The sequence below is a fragment of the Arthrobacter sp. NPDC056493 genome, from assembly GCF_042795115.1.
Taxonomy (GTDB): Bacteria; Actinomycetota; Actinomycetes; order Actinomycetales; family Micrococcaceae; genus Arthrobacter.
Window position 1 is genome coordinate 1 of the sequence record NZ_JBHTSL010000049.1, and the last position, 22,473, is coordinate 22,473.

The 22,473-nt window shown below is 66.7% G+C and carries 22 protein-coding genes and 1 tRNA gene; 19 read left to right on the plus strand and 4 right to left on the minus strand.

Features of this window, described 5'->3' with window-relative positions; translation table 11 throughout:
* Positions 1-95 precede the first annotated feature (95 nt).
* The 18 genes from ACFQ50_RS17755 to ACFQ50_RS17840 all read left to right on the plus strand — a co-directional run bounded on the left by ACFQ50_RS17755 (position 96) and on the right by ACFQ50_RS17840 (position 16,968).
* Positions 96-530, plus strand: coding sequence for a MarR family winged helix-turn-helix transcriptional regulator (locus ACFQ50_RS17755; protein WP_377996965.1), 435 nt, complete (start codon positions 96-98; stop codon positions 528-530).
* Positions 531-591: 61 nt separating this feature from the next.
* Positions 592-1,023, plus strand: coding sequence for an organic hydroperoxide resistance protein (locus tag ACFQ50_RS17760; RefSeq protein ID WP_377996966.1), 432 nt, complete (start codon positions 592-594; stop codon positions 1,021-1,023).
* Positions 1,020-2,057 carry an NADP-dependent oxidoreductase gene (locus tag ACFQ50_RS17765; protein ID WP_377996967.1) on the plus strand — a complete coding sequence of 346 codons (1,038 nt, stop codon included), beginning with the start codon at positions 1,020-1,022 and terminating at the stop codon, positions 2,055-2,057. The genes ACFQ50_RS17760 and ACFQ50_RS17765 overlap by 4 nt, the downstream gene beginning before the upstream one ends.
* A 222-nt stretch (positions 2,058-2,279) precedes the next feature.
* The gene (locus tag ACFQ50_RS17770; RefSeq protein WP_377997001.1) at positions 2,280-2,681 is read left to right on the plus strand and encodes a cytidine deaminase; all 402 of its coding nucleotides are present in this window, start codon (positions 2,280-2,282) and stop codon (positions 2,679-2,681) included.
* The gene (locus tag ACFQ50_RS17775; RefSeq protein WP_377996968.1) at positions 2,678-3,991 is read left to right on the plus strand and encodes a thymidine phosphorylase; all 1,314 of its coding nucleotides are present in this window, start codon (positions 2,678-2,680) and stop codon (positions 3,989-3,991) included. The genes ACFQ50_RS17770 and ACFQ50_RS17775 overlap by 4 nt, the downstream gene beginning before the upstream one ends.
* A 2-nt stretch (positions 3,992-3,993) precedes the next feature.
* On the plus strand, positions 3,994-4,611 hold the full coding sequence (locus ACFQ50_RS17780) for a DedA family protein (RefSeq protein ID WP_377996969.1): 618 nt from the start codon (positions 3,994-3,996) through the stop codon (positions 4,609-4,611).
* Between the two features lie 101 nt (positions 4,612-4,712).
* Positions 4,713-5,399: a DedA family protein gene (locus ACFQ50_RS17785; protein WP_377996970.1), complete on the plus strand. Its 687-nt coding sequence runs from the start codon at positions 4,713-4,715 to the stop codon at positions 5,397-5,399.
* 87 nt (positions 5,400-5,486) lie between these two features.
* On the plus strand, positions 5,487-6,632 hold the full coding sequence (locus ACFQ50_RS17790; RefSeq protein WP_377996971.1) for an adenosine deaminase: 1,146 nt from the start codon (positions 5,487-5,489) through the stop codon (positions 6,630-6,632).
* An 82-nt stretch (positions 6,633-6,714) separates the two neighbouring features.
* Positions 6,715-7,344: a MazG nucleotide pyrophosphohydrolase domain-containing protein gene (locus tag ACFQ50_RS17795; RefSeq protein ID WP_377997002.1), complete on the plus strand. Its 630-nt coding sequence runs from the start codon at positions 6,715-6,717 to the stop codon at positions 7,342-7,344.
* A 120-nt stretch (positions 7,345-7,464) separates the two neighbouring features.
* Positions 7,465-8,745: a phosphopyruvate hydratase gene (gene eno, locus ACFQ50_RS17800; RefSeq protein ID WP_377996972.1), complete on the plus strand. Its 1,281-nt coding sequence runs from the start codon at positions 7,465-7,467 to the stop codon at positions 8,743-8,745.
* A gap of 87 nt (positions 8,746-8,832) precedes the next feature.
* A complete protein-coding gene (locus ACFQ50_RS17805) occupies positions 8,833-9,624 on the plus strand; it encodes a septum formation initiator family protein (RefSeq protein ID WP_377996973.1) in 792 nt (263 codons plus the stop codon).
* 75 nt (positions 9,625-9,699) lie between these two features.
* Positions 9,700-10,401, plus strand: a complete 702-nt coding sequence (locus ACFQ50_RS17810; protein WP_377996974.1) for a DUF501 domain-containing protein — start codon at positions 9,700-9,702, stop codon at positions 10,399-10,401.
* Positions 10,398-11,354, plus strand: a complete 957-nt coding sequence (locus ACFQ50_RS17815; RefSeq protein ID WP_377996975.1) for an exopolyphosphatase — start codon at positions 10,398-10,400, stop codon at positions 11,352-11,354. The genes ACFQ50_RS17810 and ACFQ50_RS17815 overlap by 4 nt, the downstream gene beginning before the upstream one ends.
* An 18-nt stretch (positions 11,355-11,372) precedes the next feature.
* On the plus strand, positions 11,373-12,770 hold the full coding sequence (locus tag ACFQ50_RS17820; protein WP_377996976.1) for a S8 family serine peptidase: 1,398 nt from the start codon (positions 11,373-11,375) through the stop codon (positions 12,768-12,770).
* 34 nt (positions 12,771-12,804) lie between these two features.
* Positions 12,805-14,274: an NAD(P)/FAD-dependent oxidoreductase gene (locus tag ACFQ50_RS17825; RefSeq protein ID WP_377996977.1), complete on the plus strand. Its 1,470-nt coding sequence runs from the start codon at positions 12,805-12,807 to the stop codon at positions 14,272-14,274.
* A 128-nt stretch (positions 14,275-14,402) separates the two neighbouring features.
* The gene (locus tag ACFQ50_RS17830; protein ID WP_377996978.1) at positions 14,403-15,353 is read left to right on the plus strand and encodes an N-acetyltransferase; all 951 of its coding nucleotides are present in this window, start codon (positions 14,403-14,405) and stop codon (positions 15,351-15,353) included.
* Positions 15,354-15,373: 20 nt separating this feature from the next.
* Positions 15,374-15,447 (plus strand) — tRNA-Leu (locus ACFQ50_RS17835).
* 171 nt (positions 15,448-15,618) lie between these two features.
* The gene (locus tag ACFQ50_RS17840) at positions 15,619-16,968 is read left to right on the plus strand and encodes an ABC transporter substrate-binding protein (protein ID WP_377996979.1); all 1,350 of its coding nucleotides are present in this window, start codon (positions 15,619-15,621) and stop codon (positions 16,966-16,968) included.
* Positions 16,969-17,045: 77 nt separating this feature from the next.
* Here ACFQ50_RS17840 and ACFQ50_RS17845 read toward each other — a convergent pair whose 3' ends face one another.
* The 4 genes from ACFQ50_RS17845 to ACFQ50_RS17860 are packed head-to-tail and all read right to left on the minus strand — an operon-like array spanning position 17,046 to position 21,129.
* Positions 17,046-17,816, minus strand: coding sequence for an ABC transporter ATP-binding protein (locus ACFQ50_RS17845; RefSeq protein ID WP_377996980.1), 771 nt, complete (start codon positions 17,814-17,816; stop codon positions 17,046-17,048).
* Positions 17,813-18,859, minus strand: coding sequence for an ABC transporter ATP-binding protein (locus tag ACFQ50_RS17850; RefSeq protein WP_377996981.1), 1,047 nt, complete (start codon positions 18,857-18,859; stop codon positions 17,813-17,815). Before ACFQ50_RS17850 ends, ACFQ50_RS17845 begins: the two co-directional genes overlap by 4 nt.
* A complete protein-coding gene (locus ACFQ50_RS17855) occupies positions 18,856-19,824 on the minus strand; it encodes a branched-chain amino acid ABC transporter permease (protein WP_377996982.1) in 969 nt (322 codons plus the stop codon). Before ACFQ50_RS17855 ends, ACFQ50_RS17850 begins: the two co-directional genes overlap by 4 nt.
* Before the next feature lie 9 nt (positions 19,825-19,833).
* Complete coding sequence (locus ACFQ50_RS17860) at positions 19,834-21,129, minus strand: branched-chain amino acid ABC transporter permease (protein ID WP_377997003.1); 1,296 nt, start codon at positions 21,127-21,129, stop codon at positions 19,834-19,836.
* A 348-nt stretch (positions 21,130-21,477) separates the two neighbouring features.
* Between ACFQ50_RS17860 and ACFQ50_RS17865 the strand changes: the two genes are divergently transcribed.
* Positions 21,478-22,365, plus strand: a complete 888-nt coding sequence (locus ACFQ50_RS17865) for a Bax inhibitor-1/YccA family protein (protein WP_377996983.1) — start codon at positions 21,478-21,480, stop codon at positions 22,363-22,365.
* Positions 22,366-22,473 lie beyond the last annotated feature (108 nt).

The following is a 22,473-nucleotide window of genomic DNA, read 5'->3' on the forward strand; positions in this document are numbered from 1 at the left end:
CTTAAGCCCCGGACTCCGGGGCTTAAGTGTGCGTTCGCGCTCTCCTTTTCGGAAGTAAGTTGTGCACAACTGAATTGCGCGCTACCGTTAAGGTCATGCCCGATGCTCCCCGTCTCGACCGCCAGGTGTGCTTTGCCCTCTACTCCGCCTCGCGGGCTGCCACGGCCGTCTACCGCCCGCTCCTTGAAGAGCTCGGCCTGACCTACCCGCAGTACCTCGTCATGCTGGTGCTCTGGGAGAACGAACCCCGCGGCGTGCGCGAACTGGGGGAGGAACTTGGCCTCGACTCCGGGACGCTCTCGCCCCTCCTGAAGCGCCTCGAAACGCTGGGCTTCGTGGAGCGGCGCCGGTCGGCCGAGGATGAGCGCAGGGTTGCCGTGCACCTGACCGGTGCCGGCAGAGCCTTGAGCAGCAAGGCCTCCGGCGTGCCGCAGCACCTCGCTGCCGCAGCGGGCCTGAGCCCCACGGAACTCGATCAGCTGCGCGCAACCCTCGGCAAGCTCACGGCAGCCCTGCACGGTTCGCTCTAGGCAGCCCCCGGCAAATGCCAACCCCCCAAACCACCTGACCTCCCAACCGGAAGGAAACACATTGAAGACCCTCTACACAGCCGAGGCCCTCGCCTCCGGCGAAGGCCGCGACGGATCCGCGCGGACCAGGGACGGCAAACTCGACGTCGACCTCGCCAGCCCGGTGGAGCTGGGCGGGAACGGCGAGGGCACCAACCCGGAGCAGCTGTTCGCCGCCGGGTATGCGGCGTGCTTCCACTCCGCCCTCCGCGTGGTCGGCCGGCAGGCCCGGGCAGACCTCACGGACTCCGCCGTCGCAGCCAAGATCCACTTCGGCGCCCTCGAGGACCGCGAGGGCTACGGTCTGGCCGCCGAGCTGGAAATCGCCCTCCCCGCACTGGACCGCACCACCGCCGAGGCGCTCATGGCCAAGGCGCACAGCATCTGCCCGTACTCCAACGTGACGCGCGGCAACATGGACGTCGCACTGACGCTCGTGGAGTTCGCAGCGTGAGCGCCGGGGCAGCAGGGTCCGAAACGGCGTTGCCGGTGACCAGCCGCGAGATCCAGCTGGCCTCCCGGCCGGACGGGCGGCCCGTCCCGGAAAACTTCAGGCTCGCCGAAACGGCAGTCCCGGCCCTCACAGAGGGCCAGGTCCTGGTCCGGAACCTCTTCATCTCGGTGGACCCCTACATGCGCGGCCGCATGAACGACGCCAAATCCTATTCAGCGCCGTTTGCGCTGGACACAGCGCTCGACGGCGGTGCGGTGGGTGAGGTGATCGCGTCCCGGTCCGATGAGCGCAAGGTGGGGGACGTCGTCGTACATCAGCGCGGCTGGCGGGAGCACGCGGTGGTGGACGCGGAGCGGACAACTCCCGTGGATACAGAGCTCGCGCCGGCCTCGGCGTTCCTTGGTGCGCTGGGCATGACCGGACTCACCGCGTATGCAGGCCTGCTGAAGGTCGCGGAGTTCAAGCCCGGCGACGCCGTGTTCGTCTCGGGTGCCGCCGGAGCAGTGGGCTCGCTCGTGGGGCAGATCGCCAAGGCGATGGGGGCCACAAAGGTGATTGGCAGCGCGGGCACACCGGAGAAGGTTGCCCGTCTGCTGGACCTGGGCTTCGACTCGGCGTTCAACTACCGCGACGCCCCCGTCCTGGACCAGCTGAAGGCAGCCGCGGGCAGTGAGGGAATCGACGTGTACTTCGACAACGTCGGCGGGGACCACCTCGAAGCCGCGCTGTCAGTCCTCAACGTCGGCGGCCGCGTGGCCATGTGCGGTGCGATCGCCCAGTACAACTCGACGGAGCCGCCGGCCGCGCCCCGCAACCTCGCCGTCGCGATCGGCAAGCAGCTCACGCTGCGCGGATTCCTCGTGGGCGGCCAGCGGCAGCATGCCGTCGAGTTCGCCGGGCGAATGGCCGGCTGGCTCGCCGACGGGACCGTCCGCTACGACGAGACTGTGGTCGACGGCCTGGAGAACGCGCCCCGGGCCTTCATGGACATGCTCGACGGCGGAAACACCGGGAAGATGCTCGTCCGCCTCTAGCCAGTACAACAGTCCCGGTGCTCGAACGGACGCTGCCCCGAGGGCGAACGCGCACTTAAGACCCGACACGCGGGGCTTAAGTGTGCGTTCGCGCCGGGCGTGTTAGCCGGACACGGAGCAGGACACTAAAGTGGCTCATGAGTGCGCTTCAGCGCACCCGGGTGCCGGCCAGCGGCATCCGTACGCCAAGGGGTGACGGCCGTGCAGAACGACGCCAACGCAATGGGCGCCATTATCGACTGGGCGGCCCTCGAAGGTGCCGCGCTCGAAGCCATGAAGAACGCCTACGCGCCCTACTCCAACTTTCCGGTGGGGGCCTCGGCCTTCACGGCGGACGGCCGGATTGTGAGCGGCTGCAATGTGGAGAATGCCAGCTACGGCCTGACGTTGTGCGCCGAGTGCGTCCTCGTGGGGAACCTGCAGATGACCGGCGGCGGCCTCCTGCGGGCCTTCTACTGCGTGGACGGCAGCGGCAACGTGCTCATGCCCTGCGGACGCTGCCGGCAGCTGCTCTACGAGTTCCGGGCACCTGGTATGGAGCTCATGACCACGCAGGGGATCAGGACTATGGACCAGGTGCTGCCCGACGCATTTGGCCCCGAACACCTGGAGGGAACCCGGTGACCCAAAGGACCGAGCCGTTCGACGCCGTCGACATCATCCGGACCAAGCGCGACAAGGGCGCGCTCAGCCCCGGGCAGATCGACTGGACCATCGACGCGTACACCCGCGGTGTCATCGCGGAGGAGCAGATGGCGGCCCTGAACATGGCCATCCTGCTTAACGGCATGGACCGTGCCGAGATCTCCCAATGGACCGCGGCAATGATCGCCTCGGGGGAGCGGATGAACTTCTCCGGCCTGCGGCGGCCCGACGGCGGCGTGAAAGTAACCACCGACAAGCACTCCACTGGCGGGGTGGGGGACAAGATCACCCTGCCGCTGGCGCCCCTCGTCGCGGTGTTCGGAGTGGCGGTGCCGCAGTTGTCCGGGCGCGGACTGGGCTTCACAGGCGGCACGCTGGACAAACTCGAGTCGATTCCGGGCTGGCGCGCGGCCCTGGGAAACGATGAAATCCTGGCCCAGCTCCAGGAGGTGGGCGCGGTGATTTGCGCCGCCGGTGCAGGGCTCGCCCCCGCGGACCGGAAGCTCTACGCGCTGCGCGACGTCACGGGCACCGTCGAGTCCATCCCGCTGCTTGCCTCGTCGATCATGAGCAAGAAGATCGCCGAGGGCACGGGCTCGCTCGTGCTGGACGTCAAGGTGGGCAGCGGGGCGTTCATGAAGGACGAGGCCGGCGCACGCGAACTGGCCGAGACCATGGTGGCCCTCGGCAAGGACGCCGGGGTGGAAACCGTGGCCCTGCTGACCAGCATGGGCACCCCGCTGGGGCTCACCGCGGGCAACGCCATCGAGGTCGAGGAATCCGTCGAGGTCCTCGCCGGCGGCGGCCCGGAAGACGTCGTCGAACTGACCGTGAGGCTCGCGGAGGAGATGCTGCGGTGTGCCGGTGTTTCCGACGCCGATCCCGCCGCCGCGCTCCGGGACGGCAGGGCCATGGACATCTGGAACCGGATGATCGAGGCGCAGGGCGGCGACCCGCGCGCGAAGCTGCCGGTGGCCAGGGAGACGGAAACCATCTACGCGCCCGCCGACGGTGTTCTTGTGGAGCTCGACGCCTTCGCCGTGGGCGTGGCCGCGTGGCGCCTCGGTGCCGGCCGGGCCCGCAAGGAAGACGCGGTCCAGGCAGCTGCGGGAGTCCGCCTGCACGCCAAGCCGGGCGCCGCCGTGCGCGCCGGTGAGCCGCTGATGACCCTGCTGACGGACACCCCGGAGAAGTTTGACCGGGCCAAGGAGGCACTCGGACACGCCGTCACCATCGCGCCGGAAGGCTCAAGGCCCGCCCAGCAGCTCATCATCGACCGCATTTCCTGACCGTGCAGGCCATCAATGACTTCATCCTCGCGGCCGCCGGGCAGCCCTGGGTTCTGTTCATAGTCCTTGCCTGCTGCATCATCGACGGCTTCTTCCCGCCCATTCCCAGCGAATCGGTGGTGGTGGGACTCGCCGCCGTCGCCGCCACGGCGCACGTTCCCAACCCGTGGCTTCTTGCTGCGGTGGCGGGACTGGGCGCCTTCACGGGTGACAACGCCGCCTACCTCATCGGCCGCGGCGTGGGCACGCAGCGCTGGGGCTGGATGCGCGGGCCGCGGATGCAGCGGGCGTTCCGGTGGGCCGGGCGGGAGCTGCGCAAGCGGCCGGCGTCGCTGATCCTCGTGGCGCGGTTCGTCCCCATCGGCAGGGTGGCCGTCAACCTGACCGCGGGAGCCACCCACTATTCCCACGCGCGCTTCATCGGGCTGACTGTGCTTTCCGCCACCCTGTGGGCCTCGTATTCCGTGGCCATCGGGCTGTTCTTCGGCCAGTGGTTCGAGCAAAACCATCTGCTGGGGGCCGCGATTGCCATCGTTTGCGCCATTGTGCTGGGCATCCTGGTGGATCTCGGCATCAACCGGTTGCGGGGCCGTCTTCCGGACCCGTTCCAGGAAGGTTGACTTTCCAAGCAGGGCGTAGCGGACTATCCTCCCGCCATGCGACACTAAAGAGCGATTTGCGTCACTTCCCGTCTTGTTATAGTCCCTAGGAGCAGCACCGCGTGGAGTTTATTAATGATGCCGTGCTCCATGCAGCGGGCCAGTGGTGGATTTACCCCGTTTTGCTCGTGTTCTTCTTCGTTGACGGGTTCGCCATGGTGGTCCCCAGCGAGACGCTCATCGTGGCGCTGGCGGCCTTATCCCGCAACAGCGGCGAGCCCAACCTGTGGATCCTCGGCCTGACCGCCCTGACCGGCGCGATGGCCGGTGACAACATGGCCTACATGCTGGGCCGAAAGATCGGCCTGGAGCGCTGGAAATGGATGCGCCGGCCCAAGGTGCAGAAGGCTTTCGGCTGGGCGCGCTATGAACTGGAGAAGCGCGGCGCCGTGCTGATCTTCACGGCCCGCTACATCCCGTGGGGGCGCGTCGCCGTGAACTATGTCGCCGGCACCACTGGCTTCCCGCACCGCCGGTTTCTCGTACTGGATGCCTTCGCCTGCTTCACGTGGGTGGGCTATTCGATCGGCATCGGCCTCGTGGCTAGTTCGGTCCCGTTACTGCACGACTACCCGCTGCTGGGCGCCGGCATCGCCGTCGTGTTCGCCATCATCCTGGGCATCATCATCGACCATGCCCTCCGCTGGTGGCACAAACGGCTCGGCCGCAACGACGCCGCCGAAGCTCCTGCGGAGAGCACCGTGCCGGAAAAGGGCAACCTCCCGGAAGAGCGCAGCCGCGTGGCTTAGCGGTGCCGCTGGGCAGCCGTCCCCACCGCCCGCCGTTACGCAATGGATGCGTTGGCATTGCCGCCGGTCCAACCCTAGAGTTGGTACGTGACTGAGCCAATCGTTGACGCCGCCCCTGCCCTTGACTTCGACCTGAAGAGCCTGCCCAAGGTATCCCTTCACGACCACCTGGACGGCGGCCTGCGCCCTGCCACCATTATTGAGCTGGCCGGGGCGGTGGGGCACACCCTCCCGTCCACCGACCCCACCGCGCTGGGCGAATGGTTCCGCGAATCCGCCAACTCCGGCTCGCTGGTCCGCTACCTTGAGACCTTCGACCACACTGTTGCCGTCATGCAGACGAAGGAAGGCCTGTTCCGCGTCGCCAAGGAGTTCGTCGAGGATCTGGCGGACGACGGCGTGGTGTACGGCGAAGTGCGCTGGGCGCCTGAGCAGCACCTCCAGAAGGGACTGACGCTGGACGAGGTGGTCGAAGCGGTCCAGGAAGGCCTCGAAGCCGGCGTGGAGACCGTAGCCGAGACCGGCCGCGAGATCCAGGTGGGCCAGCTGATCACGGCCATGCGCCATGCTGACCGCGGCCAGGAGATCGCCGAACTCGCCGTCCGGCACCGCGACAAGGGCGCCGTCGGGTTCGACATCGCCGGCGCCGAAGACGGCTTCCTGCCCTCGCGCTTCCGGGAGGCATTCACCTACCTGGCCGAAAACAACTTCCCTGCAACCGTGCACGCCGGCGAAGCCGCCGGACTGGACAGCATCCAGTCCGCCCTCGTTGACGGCCGCGCGCTCCGCCTGGGCCACGGGGTCCGCATCGCCGAGGACATCATGGTGGAGTTCGACGAGGACGACGCCGACGACGAGGACAGCGACAACATCGGCCTGGTCACCCTGGGCAACCTGTCCAGCTGGGTCCGTGACCGCGGCATCGCCCTGGAAATCTGCCCGTCCTCCAACCTGCAGACCGGCGCCATTGCGGGCTTCGGCGAGGGCATCGAAAGCCACCCGCTGGACATGCTGTACCAGCTGGGCTTCAACGTCACCATCAACACGGACAACCGGCTCATGAGCGGCGTGACGCTCACCGACGAGTTCGAACTGCTGGTGGAGACTTTCGACTACGACCTCGACGACCTGCTGGAGCTCACGCTCAACGCCGCCGAAGCCTCCTTCCTGCCCCTGGAGGAAAAGGAAGCCCTCGTGGAGTACATCAACGACGCGTACGGCGACCTTGGCTGAAACTGTCCGGCAGCCTGAATCCGCCGGCGAGGTGGGGGAACTGCTGGGGGTCATTGCCGCCCTGCGAGAGCACTGCCCCTGGATGGGCGCCCTCACCCACGAGTCGCTAGTGGAGTACCTGCTGGAGGAGGCCTATGAGGTGGCCGAGACCATCGAGACCGGTGCGGATGAGGCTGAGCTGAAAGGTGAGCTGGGCGATGTGCTGCTGCAGGTGGTGCTGCACGCCCGGCTCGCCGAGGAGCGCGGCGTGTTCGGTTTCGGCGACGTCGCGCGCGGCCTCACCGGAAAGATGATCCGCCGCAACCCGCATGTGTTTCGTCCGGACGGATCCCTCCAGGACTCCTTCCCCGCCACGGTGGAGGAGATCGTGCACAAGTGGGATGCGGTGAAAAAGGCCGAAAGCCCGCAGCGCAGCACACCGTTCGACGGCATCCCGGCAGCTCTCCCCGCACTGGCCCAGGCCCGGAAAACCCTGGACCGGGCAGAACGGGCCGGGCGGGCGCCGCTGGTTGAGCCTGCCGAAACCCGGACTGTCGAAACCCCGGTGGTTGAGCTCACCGAAACAATGGAAACCGAAGCCGAGTTCGGCGAGCTGCTGTTCGCCGTCGTCCGTTCCGCCCGGAACAGCGGGTTCGACGCCGAGCGCGCCCTCCGCGGGGCCGTGCGGCGGTACCAGAACCGCTACCCGGAGACGACAGAACCCGGATCATGACGTCCGGGTTCTGGATAGATTTCCGTAACGTGCACCACTCTCGACTACGCTAGTCCCTGACGAGGACGTCGAGATTTTTTCCGCAAGAACCCCGTAAAATCGCCCACAAGGAGCAAATCCATGGCGCTTATCGATGCCATCCACGCCCGCGAGATCCTCGATTCCCGTGGCAACCCCACCGTCGAAGTTGAAGTTCTCCTCTCCGACGGTCAGATCGGCCGCGCAGCCGTTCCGTCCGGCGCGTCCACCGGCGAGCACGAAGCCGTTGAACTGCGCGACGGCGACAAGGGCCGCTACCTCGGCAAGGGTGTCCAGAAGGCCGTTGACGCCGTCATCGACCAGATCGCCCCGGCCCTGACCGGCTTTGACGCCACCGACCAGCGCAGCATCGACCAGGCCATGATCGACCTGGACGGCACCGCCAACAAGGGCAAGCTGGGCGCCAACGCCATCCTGGGCGTTTCCCTGGCCGTCGCCAACGCCGCAGCAGCCTCCGCTGACCTGCCGCTGTACAAGTACCTGGGCGGCCCGAACGCCCACGTCCTGCCCGTTCCGCTGATGAACATCCTCAACGGCGGCTCGCACGCGGATTCCGACGTGGACATCCAGGAATTCATGATCGCCCCCATCGGCGCGGAGACCTTCTCCGAGGGCCTGCGCTGGGGCGTTGAGGTCTACCACAACCTCAAGTCCGTGCTGCAGCAGAAGGGCCTCTCCACCGGCCTTGGCGACGAGGGCGGCTTCGCCCCGAACCTGCCGTCCAACCGCGCCGCCCTGGACCTGATCCAGGAAGCCATCAAGAACGCCGGCTACACCCCGGGCACCGACATTGCCCTGGCCCTGGACGTCGCATCCTCGGAATTCTTCAAGGATGGCGCCTACCAGTTCGAGGGCAAGGCCCTGAGCGCCGCCGAGATGAGCGCCTACTACGCCGAGCTCGTTGCCGACTACCCGCTGGTTTCCATCGAGGACCCGCTGGACGAGAACGACTGGGATGGCTGGAAGATCCTCACCGACACCATCGGTGACAAGGTCCAGCTGGTGGGCGACGACCTGTTCGTCACCAACCCCGAGCGCCTGCAGCAGGGCATCGACGCCGCCACGGCCAACTCCCTGCTGGTCAAGGTCAACCAGATCGGTTCGCTGACCGAAACCCTGGATGCCGTTTCCCTGGCCCAGCGCTCCGGTTACACCACCATCACGTCGCACCGCTCCGGCGAAACCGAAGACACCACGATCGCCGACATCGCCGTTGCCACCAACGCCGGGCAGATCAAGACCGGTGCCCCGGCCCGCTCCGAGCGTGTTGCCAAGTACAACCAGCTGCTGCGCATCGAAGAGGAACTCGACGACGCCGCACGCTACGCCGGCCGCAGCGCGTTCCCGCGTTTCAAGGGCTAGTAGCCAAGCAAACAGCTGACCGGTGGCTATGGTGGAAAGACCATAGCCACCGGTTTTGTTTTTGGCGCCACACGTTACAGGAGTGTCATGGCTACCCGCCGTCCCAAAGTTCCCAGGGTGACCCCACCAGCACAGCAGTCCTCCACCGGATCAGCCGGGGGAGACGTCATCCAGGCGGACTTCGGCGGCCCGCGTTCGGATCCGGCCACCCATGGCGCCGGAACAGGCACCGGACACGGACACGCGGGCACGGGGGCGAAAGCAGCGGGCAGTGGGCCCGGTGCGAACACTGGCCCTGGTGCCCAGGGCGGCACGGGTAGCAGGACCGGTACTGGCACCACCAACTCAAGGTCCACGGTTGCGGGCACAAAGGCCGGCGCGGGTACGAAGGCCGGTCCGGCCACAAAGACCGGCCCCGGAAAGGCAGGCGGCGGCCGCGGGAAGTCCGGCTCGTCAACCGTTGCGGCCGGGGAAGAGAACCTCGATCCCGTCCCTGCCAAGGCGTTTTCCGGCCGCATGCTGGCCCTGGCCGTGGTGATGGTAGCCATCACCATCATGCTGGCCCCCACTGTGAAGATCTTCATCGACAAGCGGGCTGAAATCGCGGCGCTGGAGTCGGACATCGCGGACAGCAAGACGGACCAGGACAATCTCAAACGGCAGGTCTCGCGCTGGCAGGATCCCAACTACGTCAAGCAGCAGGCGCGGGACCGCATTAACATGGTTATGCCGGGTGAGACCGGCTACTGGGTATTCGGCAGCGATCTGCCGGCCGGCGCAGCAGGCAGCCAGCCCAGTGCAGCAGAAACACAAGACCCCGCCGACGTGCCCTGGGTGGATTCCCTGTGGGAGTCCATCAGGCGCTCGGCAACAGACTAGGAGCGGCGCCCGCCGCGGGACTGTCCACCGGAAATTCGGGACAGCCAGATCCGGGCAGGAAGGACGGCCACGCCAGTGGACCACAACTCGGCAACCGCCCCCGGGGACTCCAGGCAGCCATCACCGCAGGACCTCGACGTGCTCAGCCGCCAGTTGGGAAGGCCGGTGCGCGACGTTGTGGAAATTCCGGCGCGCTGCATTTGCGGGAATCCGCTGGTGGCGGCAACATCACCGCGCCTCAGCAACGGAACCCCTTTCCCCACCACGTTCTACCTGACCCACCCGGCCATCACGTCGGCGGTTTCCCGTCTTGAAGCGGCCGGCCTTATGAACGACATGAATGACCGGCTTGCCGCCGACGAGTCCCTGGCGGCCTCCTACCGGGCAGCCCACGATGCGTATCTGGCAGCCCGCGCGGACATCGGAGCACGCTCCGGGATCGGCGGCGTCCCGGAGATCGACGGTGTCTCCGCCGGCGGCATGCCCACCCGCGTCAAGTGCCTGCACGTCCTGGTGGGACACTCGCTGGCCGCCGGGCCGGGCGTGAATCCGCTGGGCGACGAAGCCATCGCGGCCATCAGCGAATGGTGGACCGCAGACCGCTGCTACTGCGACGGCGCCTGGGACAGGGCCGGCGAGGCGCCGTCCCGGGACCTCAGCCGCCACGGCCCGCAGGGCCTGCCGGACATCGTTGGCCGGCCGGCGCCCGTCCGCAAATCAAAGACTGACGCAGCCACAGACACAGCCGAGGCAGCCGCAACGGAGGCAGACGCATGACCCGGGTCGCCGCTATCGACTGCGGAACCAACTCCATCCGCCTGCTCATCGCCGACATTGACCGCGGCAACGGCGCCACGAAGCTCACCGACGTCGTGCGTGAAATGCGCGTGGTGCGGCTCGGCCAGGGCGTTGACGCCACCGGCGAACTGGCGCCCGAGGCGCTGGAACGCACCTTCGCGGCCACGGCAGACTATGCCGCGCTGATCCGCCAGTACCAGGCCCGGAAGGTCCGCTTCGTGGCCACCTCGGCCAGCCGCGACGCCCGGAACCGCCAGGTCTTCGTGGACGGCGTCCGGAACCTCATCGGCGTGGAGCCCGAGGTGATCACCGGCCACGAGGAGGCCGCGCTGTCCTTCGACGGCGCCAGCAGCGTGCTGCCCTTTTCGGCAGAGGACAAGGTGCTGGTGGTGGACCTGGGCGGCGGCAGCACCGAGTTCGTGCTCGGCGACGCCAACGGCGTGATCGCCGCGAAGTCCGTGGACATCGGCTGTGTCCGGCTGACCGAACGCCACCTCAGGTCGGACCCGCCCACTGCCGAACAGATCGCCGCCGCGGAGGCCGACGTCGACGCCGCCATGACCGAAGCGGGACTGGACGTTCCGCTGGAACGCAGCACCGCCGTCGTCGGGGTTGCCGGCTCGATCACCACCATCACGGCGCATGCGCTCAAACTGCCGGAATACCTTCCGGGAGCCATCCACGGCGCCGAACTGTCCATCTCCGCCGTGCAGGCGGCGGCCACCGATCTGCTGCAGATGCCGCGGGCGCAGCGGGCGGAACTGCCCTACATGCACCCGGGCCGGGTGGACGTGATCGGCGCCGGCGCCCTGGTCTGGCGGCGCATCCTTACCCGCATGGGCGAGCTCAGCGGCGGTCGCATAATTACGGCCACGGCCAGCGAGCACGATATTCTGGACGGAATTGCCCTGAGTGCCGAGGCACCAAAGTAACCGAGTATTGGATCCTGAATGACCAGAGCAACAGCCCGGCTTAGCCGGACGGTCTCGGCTCTTCTGTCCGCGGTGCTTGCCGGTGGCATTGCCGCGTCGGCCGTCGCCACCGCCCCGGCCGCGCAGGCCGACTCCTGGCGGGACAAGGAGTACTGGCTCAAGGAAGCCGGCATCACCAAGGCCTGGGAAGTCTCCAAGGGCGCCAACGTGAAGGTCGCTGTTATTGACAGCGGCGTTGACGGCGGCCATCCCGACCTCAAGGGCGTGGTGGCCGGCGGCCATGACGTCTCCGGCGCCGGCGCCGCCGACGGCGAGAAGAGCATCGGCGCCAAGCCCGAGCACGGCACGCTCGTGGCCACTATGCTGGCGGGCCGCGGACACCAGCCGGCGAAGAAGGCCCCGGCCAGCGCCAAGCCTTCCCCGAGCGCCACCGCAACGGCCTCCAAAGCCATGCCGGACGGCATCATGGGCGTGGCACCAGAGGCGCAGATCCTCTCCGTTTCCACCTGGCTGGGGTCGGCCAACCCCGGAGGCAAGAGCGACCAGGACCAGATCCCGGAAGCCGTGCGCTGGGCCGTGGACAACGGTGCCAAGGTCATCAACATTTCGCTGGGCAGCACGTCGCCTGAATGGCCGCAAAGCTGGGACGCCGCCTTCCTGTACGCCGAGCAGAAGGACGTGGTCATCGTGGCCGCGGCCGGAAACCGGGTGGGCGGCAACGTCCAGGTGGGGGCACCGGCAACCATCCCCGGCGTTCTGACCGTTGCGGGCCTGGACCGGAGCGGACAGGCGAGCACCGATTCCTCCTCCCAGGGAATCAGCATCGGTGTGGCAGCGCCTGCGGAGAAGCTTGCCGGCGGGCTGCCCGGCGGAAGCTACGCTGAATGGGCCGGCACGTCCGGCGCCACCCCCATCGTCTCCGGCGTTGCGGCGCTGATCCGCTCCAAGTGGCCCGAGATGAGCGCCAGGCAGGTCATCAACAGGATCGTCTCCACCGCCAAGGACGAGGGCGCGCCGGGCAAGGACCCGCTGTACGGCTTCGGCGTCCTCAACGCGGAGGCGGCCCTCAAGGACGATGTGGCGGAAACGAAGGCCAACCCGCTGGGCTCCATCGCCGACTGGATCCGCGTCCACCGACGCGGGAACCTCGCCACCCCCGCTCCCGAGCCGACGGCCCCGGCGCCCACCGCGCAAGCGACGCTGCCCAAGGCGACCGTGCCGGTTGCCGTGCCGCCGTCGCAGCTGGACAGTGCGCTGCCGGCGGCTGTGGTCATCGGGTTTGGCGGGCTTTTCCTAGCCATTATTGCGGCGGGCGCAGTGCAGCTGCGGCGGGCCTACCGGACCTCCGGCGGGGGAGCGGAGGAACCGGAAACCGGTGCCGTGACGAGGGTGGACCAGGCCGACCGGAGCAGTTAGTGAAGATTTTCACAAAGTACGGTACTCTGGAGTCATGGCAACCACCCCACAGCTCCAGGATCGTCCGCGTGTGCTCGTCGTCGGCGGCGGGTACGTCGGCCTCTACGTAGCCCTCAAACTGCAGAAGAAGATCGCGAACGCAGGCGGCATCGTCACCGTCGTTGATCCGCTGCCCTACATGACCTACCAGCCCTTCCTGCCGGAAGTTGCCGGTGGAAACATCGAGGCCCGCCACGCAGTGGTCTCGCACCGCCAGCACCTCAAGCAGAGCGAGCTCATCCAGGGCCGCGTGCTGTCCATCGACCACGCCAACCGCACGGCAGTGGTTGCCCCGGCTGACGGTGGCGACAACTTTGAGATTCCGTACTTCGACGTCGTGCTTTCCGCCGGCGCCATCACCCGCACGTTCCCCATCAAGGGCCTGGCGGACAAGGGCATCGGCCTGAAGACCATCGAGGAAGCCGTTGCGCTGCGCAACAAGGTCCTCGACCGCATCGAGCGCGGCTCCACCATGACCGACCCCGCCGAACGCGCCCGTGCGCTGACCTTCGTGGTGGTGGGTGGCGGCTTCGCCGGCATCGAGTGCATCACCGAAATGGAAGACCTCGCCCGCGCCGCGGTAAAGAACAACCCGCGCGTCAAGCAGGAGGAAATCCGCTTCGTCCTCGTCGAGGCCATGGGCCGCATCATGCCCGAGGTCACCGCACCGCAGGCCGAGTGGGTCGTGGAGCACCTCCGCAGCCGCGGCATCGAGGTCCTGCTGAACACCTCGCTGGACAACGCCGAGGGTTCCCTCAAGCTCATCAACCTGCCGGACAAGACGCCGGCGCAGGAGTTCGAAACCGACACCCTCGTATGGACTGCCGGTGTCCAGGCCAACCCCATGGTCCGCTCCACCGACTTCCCGCTGGAACCCCGCGGCCGCGTCCGCGTCCTGCCGGACCTGCGCATCGGCGGCGACGAAGGCATCATCGACAACGCCTGGGCTGCCGGCGACATCGCCGCGGTTCCCGACCTCTCGGGCGGCGGCCTGCCGGACGGCACCTGCGTTCCCAACGCCCAGCACGCGCTGCGCCAGGCCAAGCGCCTCGCCAAGAACCTGTGGGCTTCCCGCTGGGACAAGCCGCTGGTGGACTACAAGCACAAGAACCTCGGTGCTGTGGCCGGCTTCGGCGAGTGGAAGGGTGTTGCCAACATCAACCTGCTCGGCCGCATCGGGCTCAAGGGCCCCCTCGCGTGGCTGGCACACCGCGGCTACCACGGCATGGCCATGCCGACGTTCGAGCGCAAGTTCCGCGTGGTCTTCAACTGGATCCTGAGCTTCTTCGCGGGCCGCGACACCACCCAGCTGCTGGACCTGGACAACCCGCGCGGTGCCTTCGTGGCCGCCGCCACCCCGGCGCCCAAGCCCGCTGCCGCTGCTCCGGCTGCGGCTCCGGCTGAGAAGGCCGCCGCGCCTGCCCAGGGCGGCGCCAAGGATGCTGTGACGGCCGAGGCCAAGTAGCAACAACGACGACGGCGGCCGTTCCCTTCCGGGGGAACGGCCGCTTTCGCGTTTCCCCGGGTGGGGGTAGGTCCTGCAGGTGCCGCGCAGTTCCCGGGATACCGCAGGGGCCCACATAGACTGGCTCCATGACGGGTGAAAAGAACCTTCAGACCCTCCTTGCCTCGATGCGTCCGGTGCTCCGGGAAGGGGAGTACGTCTATGTACTCTGGCCGCACGGCAGGCCGCTGGCCGGGCACGTTGAAGCCGCCGTCCGGGAAGCCGAGGGTCTCACCGTGGTCCTGCCCCGGGCCGAAGCGGACGCGCTGGACCTGCCGTACGACTTCGTGGCCGCCTGGATCACCCTGGAGATCCACTCGGCCCTGGAAGCGGTGGGCCTGACCGCGGCCGTCAGCAGGGCACTGACCCAGGCACGGATCAGCTGCAATGTGCTGGCCGGCTTCCACCACGACCACCTGCTGGTGCCGGTGGCTGACTCGGCCCGGGCCCTGGAGGTCCTGACGGAGCTTTCCGCCGCCAGCGCCCCCGGTCCGGAGCCGGTACGGGAAGTGGTGCTGCGGAGCGAACAGCCCGGGGACCGCGATGCCCTCCTTGCCCTGACCGCCGAGGCGTTCGCAGTTTCCCCGGTCACCGGATTGCCCGTGGAGGGGGAGCCCGTTGAGGTCAGAGTGCTCCGTGAGCTGTTCGTCGCCGAGGAGTACCTGCCGGAGTTCAGCATCGTCGCGGAACTCGATGGCGAAATCGTCGGCCACGTGATCAGCACCCGCGCCTGGGTGGCGGACCTCGAGCTGCTGGGCCTCGGGCCCATCAGTGTGACGCCCCGGCTGCAGCGCCACGGCATCGGTTCGGCACTGATGCGCGAATCCGTCGCCCGTGCCAACGCCGCGGGGGAGAAGGGCATCGCGCTGCTCGGAAGCACCGTGTATTACCCGCGGTTCGGCTTCGTCCCGGCGTCCTCGCTGGGTGTCGAGGCGCCGGACAGGAGCTGGGGCGACCATTTCCAGCTGCTGCCCCTCGCTCTGTGGCCCGGCGGGGTCCACGGCACATTCCGGTACGCGGGGCCCTTGGCCGCCGTCTGAGGCGATACGATTGACCGGGCGCCCCAGTAGCCCAATTGGCAGAGGCAGCGGACTTAAAATCCGCGTGTTGTGGGTTCGAGTCCCACCTGGGGTACTACTTTTCTCCGCCGCGTCGCCGGTGTTCCAATATGCAACGAGTGTTATGAGGATGTGACCTTAGTCACTTATGTTCCCGCTCGAATTGGATTAGCTTGAACTTAGCTCAGGAACCCCTGACCAAATCGCATCAAAGGCCGTTCGCACCTTTCGATCGAGGAGACTCTAAATGATTTCACTCCCCCAGACGGCGCCAAGGGTCGCTAAGCTTACAGTGCTTAGCATCGGCGTCGCCCTTCTGGCCACGGCTTGTGGTGGCGGCTCCACCCCGAGCGCGACCTCATCCTCCGCAGCGGCAGGCGGCGGCATCGCGTGCCCTGCTCCCAGTGCCACGGCCGGGGCAAGCAGCACCGCCACAGAGACCGGCAACGTGCCGGCCGCAACCACCATCACTCCCACACCGCTGAAACTTGGATCGCTCCTGCCGACGACGGGGTCGCTGGCGTTCCTTGGCCCGCCCGAAATCGCCGGTGTCAACCTCGGCATCAAGGAAGTCAACGATGCCGGCGGCGTGCTCGGCAAGCCGGTCCAGGTCATCCACCGCGACTCCGGCGACACCAAGACGGACATCGCCACGCAGTCCACCACAGCACTTCTCGGCCAGGGTGTCAGCGCCATCATCGGTGCCGCGTCCTCGGGTGTCTCCAAGACCGTGATCAACCAGATCACCGGCGCCGGCGTCATCCAGTTCTCGCCCGCGAACACGTCCCCGGACTTCACCACCTGGGACGACAAGGGCCTGTACTGGCGGACCGCTCCGTCGGACGTGCTGCAGGGCAAGGTGCTGGGCAACTACATGGCCACCTGTGGCGCCCAGACGGTGGGCATGATCGTCCTGAACGATGCCTACGGCACCGGACTGGCGAAGAACGTCAAGGCGGCCTTTGAAGCAGCCGGCGGCCAGGTTGTGGCCGAGGAACTCTTCAACGAGGGTGACTCGCAGTTCAGCAGCCAGGTGGACAAGGTCATCGCTGCCAAGCCGGACGCGATTGCCCTGATCACCTTCGACCAGGCCAAGAGCATCGTTCCGCTGATCACCGGCAAGGGCGTCAAGCCCACGCAGCTGTTCATGGTGGACGGCAATACATCCGATTACAGCAAGGACTTCAAGGCCGGCACGCTGAAGGGCGCACAGGGAACCATCCCCGGCACCTTCGCCAAGGATGACTTCAAAAAGAAGCTCCTCGCCATCGACCCGGCACTGAAGGACTACAGCTACGCCGGTGAGTCCTACGACGCAGTCAACCTGATTGCCCTGGCAGCCGAGGCTGCCAAGAGCACCAAGGGCACGGACATCGCCAAGCAGCTGAAGGCAGTGTCTGAAGGTGGCGAGAAGTGCACCGACTTCCCATCCTGCGTCACGCTGCTGCGCAACGGCAAGGACATCGACTACGACGGCGAGTCCGGTCCGGTGACGTTCTCCGACGCCGGTGACCCGACGGAAGCCTCCATCGGGATCTACGAGTACCAGGACGACAACACGTACAAGCCGTCCCACGAAGAATCCGGCAAGCTGTAAGCCGCTTTCCCGCCCACACACAGGAAGCCCCCGTCAAATCTGACGGGGGCTTCTTGCTGTGCTGGTTTCCTGCCGGCTTAGTCCTCGTCGGCCAGCGTGCCGAGGTACAGCTGGATGACCTTCGGGTCCTTCATGAGCTCACGGCCCGTGCCGGTGTACGCATCCCTGCCCTGGTCCAGGACGTAGCCGCGGTCACAGATCTGCAGGCAGCGGCGGGCGTTCTGTTCCACCATGATGACGGACACTCCGGCACGGTTGATCTCGTGCACCCGCAGGAACGTCTCGTCCTGCTTGACGGGGGAGAGGCCTGCCGAGGGTTCGTCCAGCAGCAGCACTGCCGGCTCCATCATCAGCGCCCGGCCCATCGCCACCATCTGCCGCTCGCCGCCGGACAGGGAGCCCGCGCGCTGAGCCCGGCGTTTTCCCAGCTCCGGGAACAGGCTGGTGACGAAGTCGAAGCGCTCGGCGAAGTCCTTGGGCCGCTGGAACATGCCCATCTGCATGTTTTCCTCGATGGTGAGTGTGGCAAACACGTTGTTGGTCTGCGGCACGAACCCGACGCCCTGGGTCACCAGCTTGTTGGCCTTCAAGCCCGTGAGGTCGCGGCCCCTGACCATCACGGATCCGGAGTGCACCTTCACCAGCCCGAACATGGCCTTCAGCAGCGTGGACTTGCCGGCCCCGTTCGGGCCGATGATGCCGATCAGCTCGCCCTTCCGGGCTTCGATGCTGCACCCATTGAGGATGTTCACGCCGGGGAGGTAACCGGCCACCAGGTCGGTGACTTTGACGACGACGCCGTCCTCGGCTGCGCTGCTTGCGGCCGGGGCCGCGCTCGTGGCACTCATTCCTTGTCCCTGTCTGTATGTCCGGCATCTGTGCGTCCGGTGTCCGGGCCGGCTTCGCTGATGGTGGGCGCCGCAACGTCCACCGCGATCATGCCTGCATTCTCCGTGCCAACGATCGATTCCTCATCCGCCGCGAGTTCCTGCTCCAGCTCCCTGATGCCCTCGGTGTCGCCGAGATCGACGTCGTGGTGGGCGCCCAGGTAGGCGTCAATGACGGCGGGGTCCTTCATGACCTCGCCCGGGGGTCCCTCGGCCACGATCTTTCCTTCGGCCATGACCACCACCCAGTCCGCGATGTGCCGGACCATGTGCATGTCGTGTTCCACGAAGAGGACGGTCATGCCCTCAGACTTGAGGTTCTTGATGTGGTCCAGCAGCGACTGCGTCAGCGCCGGGTTCACCCCTGCCATCGGTTCGTCCAGCATCACCAGTTTGGGCCGGACCATCAGGGAGCGGGCCATTTCCAGCAGCTTGCGCTGGCCGCCGGACAGGGAGGCCGCGTAGTCGTCCTTCTTGGTATCGAGCTTGAACTTCTCCAGCAGGACGTTGGCGTGCTCGGTGATTTCCTTTTCGCGGCCGCCCCAGATGTTCTTGAACAGGGCCTTCGACAGCCTCTCGCCGGGCTGGTTGGACGCGCCAAGCCGCATGTTTTCCATGACCGTCAGCTTGCCCATGACCTTGGTCAGCTGGAACGTGCGCACCATGCCCATCCGCGCAACCTTGTAGGAGGACACCCCGGCGATGCTCTGGCCCTCGAACTGCCACTTGCCCGAGTTCGGCGTGTCAAAGCCGGTGAGCAGATTGAACAGGGTGGTCTTGCCGGCCCCGTTGGGGCCGATCAGGGCGGTGATCTTGTGCCGCGGGATCTCCAGGTAATCGACGTCGACGGCGTTGATCCCGCCAAAGCTGCGGGTGACGTTTTCGGCGACGACGATGGGATCCCGCTTCTTGCAGCCGGGGGTGTTGTCCCCGACGGCGATCGGCCGGGCGTCCGTCATGTAGTCGACGCCCTCTTCCATGGATTCTTCGCTGTGCTTGCTCATGCGAACGCCAGCTCCTTCTTGTTGCCAAAGACGCCCTGCGGCCGGAAGATCATCAGCAGCATCAGGGCGATGCCCACCAGGATGTAGCGCAGCTGCCCGGCCTGGACCGTGGTCAGCCAGGTCACCGCACCGGATTCGATGAGGCCGTACAGGACGCCCTGCGTGAGGGACAGGACCACCCAGAAGATCATGGCGCCGATCACCGGACCCAGGACCGTGGCCATGCCGCCCAGCAGCAGGCATGTCCAGAGGAAGAACGTCAGTTCGGTGCCGTAGTTGGCGGGCTGCACGGCGCCGCGGGGGAGCGTGAAGATCATTCCGGCCAGGGCGCCGAAGGTTCCGCCGATCACCAGTGACTGCATCTTGTGGGCGTAGACGTTCTTGCCGAGCGACCGCACCGCGTTCTCGTCTTCGCGGATGCCCTTCAGCACGCGGCCCCAGGGGCTGCGCATCAGGAGCCAGACGAGGACGCAGCCGATGGCCACGAGTCCCCAGCCCACCACGCGGATGAAGAAGTCGCGGTTGTTCATGCCGAAGTAGGCGCCCTCCGGGAACGGGTTCATCGAATAGAACCCGCCCTCGAAGGCGGCGAGACCGTTGGCGGACCCGGTCACGGAGGTGAGCTGGTTGGTGGTGACGACGTAGCGGACGATTTCCGCCGCCGCGATGGTGACGATGGCCAGGTAGTCCGCCCGCAGGCGGAGGGTTGGAATGCCCAGGACCAGTGCAAAGAGCACTGAGCAGACGACGGCGATGATCAGGCCCACGAAGAACGGCACCCGGAACGTGAGCGTCGAGATGGCGAAGCCGTAGGCACCGACGGCCATGAAGCCGGCCTGGCCGAAGTTCAGCAGGCCCGAGTAGCCGAAGTGAACGGCGAGGCCGAGCGCCGCGAGGGCGTAGGCCGCCGTCGTCGGGCTGAAAAGTTCGCCAGCCGCGCTGGAAAGGATAAATCCGAAGTCCATGCCTGTCTCCTAACCCACGCGCTCGCGACGGCCCAGGATGCCCTGGGGCCGGAACAAGAGGACAACGATCATGATGAAAAGTGCACCCACGTATTTGAGGTCGGCCGCGAGGCCGAACACGGTGGTCAGCTCGACGAAAATCCCGACGATGACCGAGCCGACGAGGGCGCCGAATACTGTGCCGAGGCCGCCGAGGGTCACCCCGGCGAAGATGAGCAGCAGGATCTGCGAGCCCATGTCGAAGGTGACGCCGGGGCGGTAGTAGGCCCAGAGGATGCCTCCCAGCGAAGCCAGCACACCGCCGACGATCCAGACCAGGCGGATGACGCCGTCGACGTCGATTCCGGAGGCGGCGGCCAGTGCGGGGTTGTCTGCCACCGCGCGGGTGGCCTTGCCCAGCCTGGTTTTCAGCAGCACGACGCCGATGAGGGCGATCACAACCGCGCTGATGACCAGGGACCACAGGTTGTTGGGGGAGATGGAGACCGGGCCGATCTGGATTTCGTCGCTCTGCGCAAACGGCAGCTGCTGCGTGGCGCCACCGAAGTAGAACTGGATGATGTAGCGGATGGCCAGGGCAAGGCCGATGCTGACGATCATCATCGGAACCAGGCCGGTGCCGCGGCGGCGCAGTGGCCGCCAAAGCCCGGCGTCCTGCGCATAACCAAAGAGTCCGCCGCCGACCAATGCCAGGATGATGGCCAGCCAGAAGGGCAGGTTCATGGCGCTGAACGCGAAAACCAGGACAGCGCCGAGGGTCACCATCTCACCGTGCGCGAAGTTGGTGAGCCCGGTGGTGCCGAAGATCAGGGACAGGCCCACCGAGGCGAGTGCCAGCAGCAGGCCGAAGCTGAGCCCGGCCACGAGCCTGTTAAGCAGGTTCTGGCCGAAGTCCTGCTGCTGCACCACGATGCCCTTGCCGAAGGCGAAGATGACCGAGAGGTTTGACGTCTGGCTGAAGGTGACTGTCCGGGGATTCGACTGGCCTTCGGCGAGCTTGATCCCTTCCGGAAGCGTGGATTCGTCGAGCTGGATCTCGTAGGTGCCCTGCTGCGGGACACCAATGCGCCAGGACCCGTTGGCGCCCGATTTTGCCTCTCCCGTGAATGTCCCGCTCTTGGCGGTGATCTTGACGCCTTCGATGGGGCGCCGGGAGTCGTCGCGGAGGAAGCCGCTGATGGTGTCCTGGAACTGCTGGTTCGACGGGGGTGGTGTCGGAGCTGGAGTGGCCGCCTGCGATGCCGGTGCTGCCACCAGCAAAAGTGCCACGACGGCGGAGGCAATGGCCCCCCAAACCTTCAGCAGCCCGGCCGGCCGCCGGATAGGCAGCCCTCTCGGTGTGCGTCTCAAAATTCAAAACCTCCACGTGGGGGTGGTTGCGGCTGCCTCATTGCAGCCGCTGCGAACGGAGGGCGGCGGATATCCTTGCTGGTGGAGCGGGTATTGACTAGCTGTGATATCCGTCACCCTGACCCGCTTATCGTACAGCGCAAGCAGTACAAACCGCGTGGGGTGGGCTGACCATCAGATAGCGATCCGGTAACAACTGAATTGCCCCGCCACCAGCAGGAACTTTCCACGCCGCTGGTCCGTGGAAATTGGTAGCGTGACCAGTAGATTCATCACTCAACCCATACATGGAGGACACCCGCAATGGCACTTGGCGGAAACCCGATCTTCAACGGAAAGAATTTCCGTGGAGCCACCCAGGCACCGCCTGTCCCGCAGGCGTACGGCCAGAACAGCTACGGTCAGGGCCGCGCTCCCGGCCAGGTCATGGACGCACAGTCCGGCTGGATGTCGCAGCAGCAGAACATGACCAACGACCAGCTGCAGCAGATGTACAACCGGCCTGCGGCCGGCCCCGCCGAAACCGGGCGGATGACCTTTGACGACGTCATCATCAAGACGGCGGTCTGCCTCGGCGCCGTGGTTGTCGGTGCCGCGGTCACCCTGTCGGTGGCCCTGGGCCTGGCATCCATGCTCATGATCGTCGGCGCCCTCGGCGGATTTGTGCTGGCCCTCGTCAACACCTTCAAGAAGCAGCCGTCACCGGCACTGATCCTGGCCTACGCCGCGCTGGAGGGCCTGTTCCTCGGCGGCCTGACCCGTGTCCTGGACACCATGTACCCCGGAGTCGGCCTGCAGGCCGTGGTGGGCACGCTGTCCGTGTTTGCCGTGACGCTGCTGCTGTTCAAGAGCGGCAAGGTCCGGGCCACGCCCAAGGCCATGAAGTTCTTCATGATCGCCATCGTCGGGTACGCGCTGTTCTCCGTGGTGAACATGGTCATGATGCTGACAGGGCTGACAACTGAACCGTTCGGCCTGCGCAGCGGCTTCATCGGCGTCGCTATCGGCGTTCTGGCCATCGGCCTGGCCGCGTTCTCCCTGGTCATGGACTTCACCAACATCGAAGAAGGCGTCCGCAACGGGGCCCCGGAGCGCTTCTCCTGGACCGCCGCCTTCGGCCTCACCGTCACGCTCGTGTGGCTGTATGTGGAAATCATCCGCCTGCTGGCCATCCTCCGCGGCGACGACTAAACGCGACAGACAAAGCCGGCATCCCGCCGTCGTACGCCCTTAAATAGAGTGGGTCCCGCCAACCGGCGGGGCCCACTCCTGCGTTAAGACGGGAGTTTTTGTCCACTT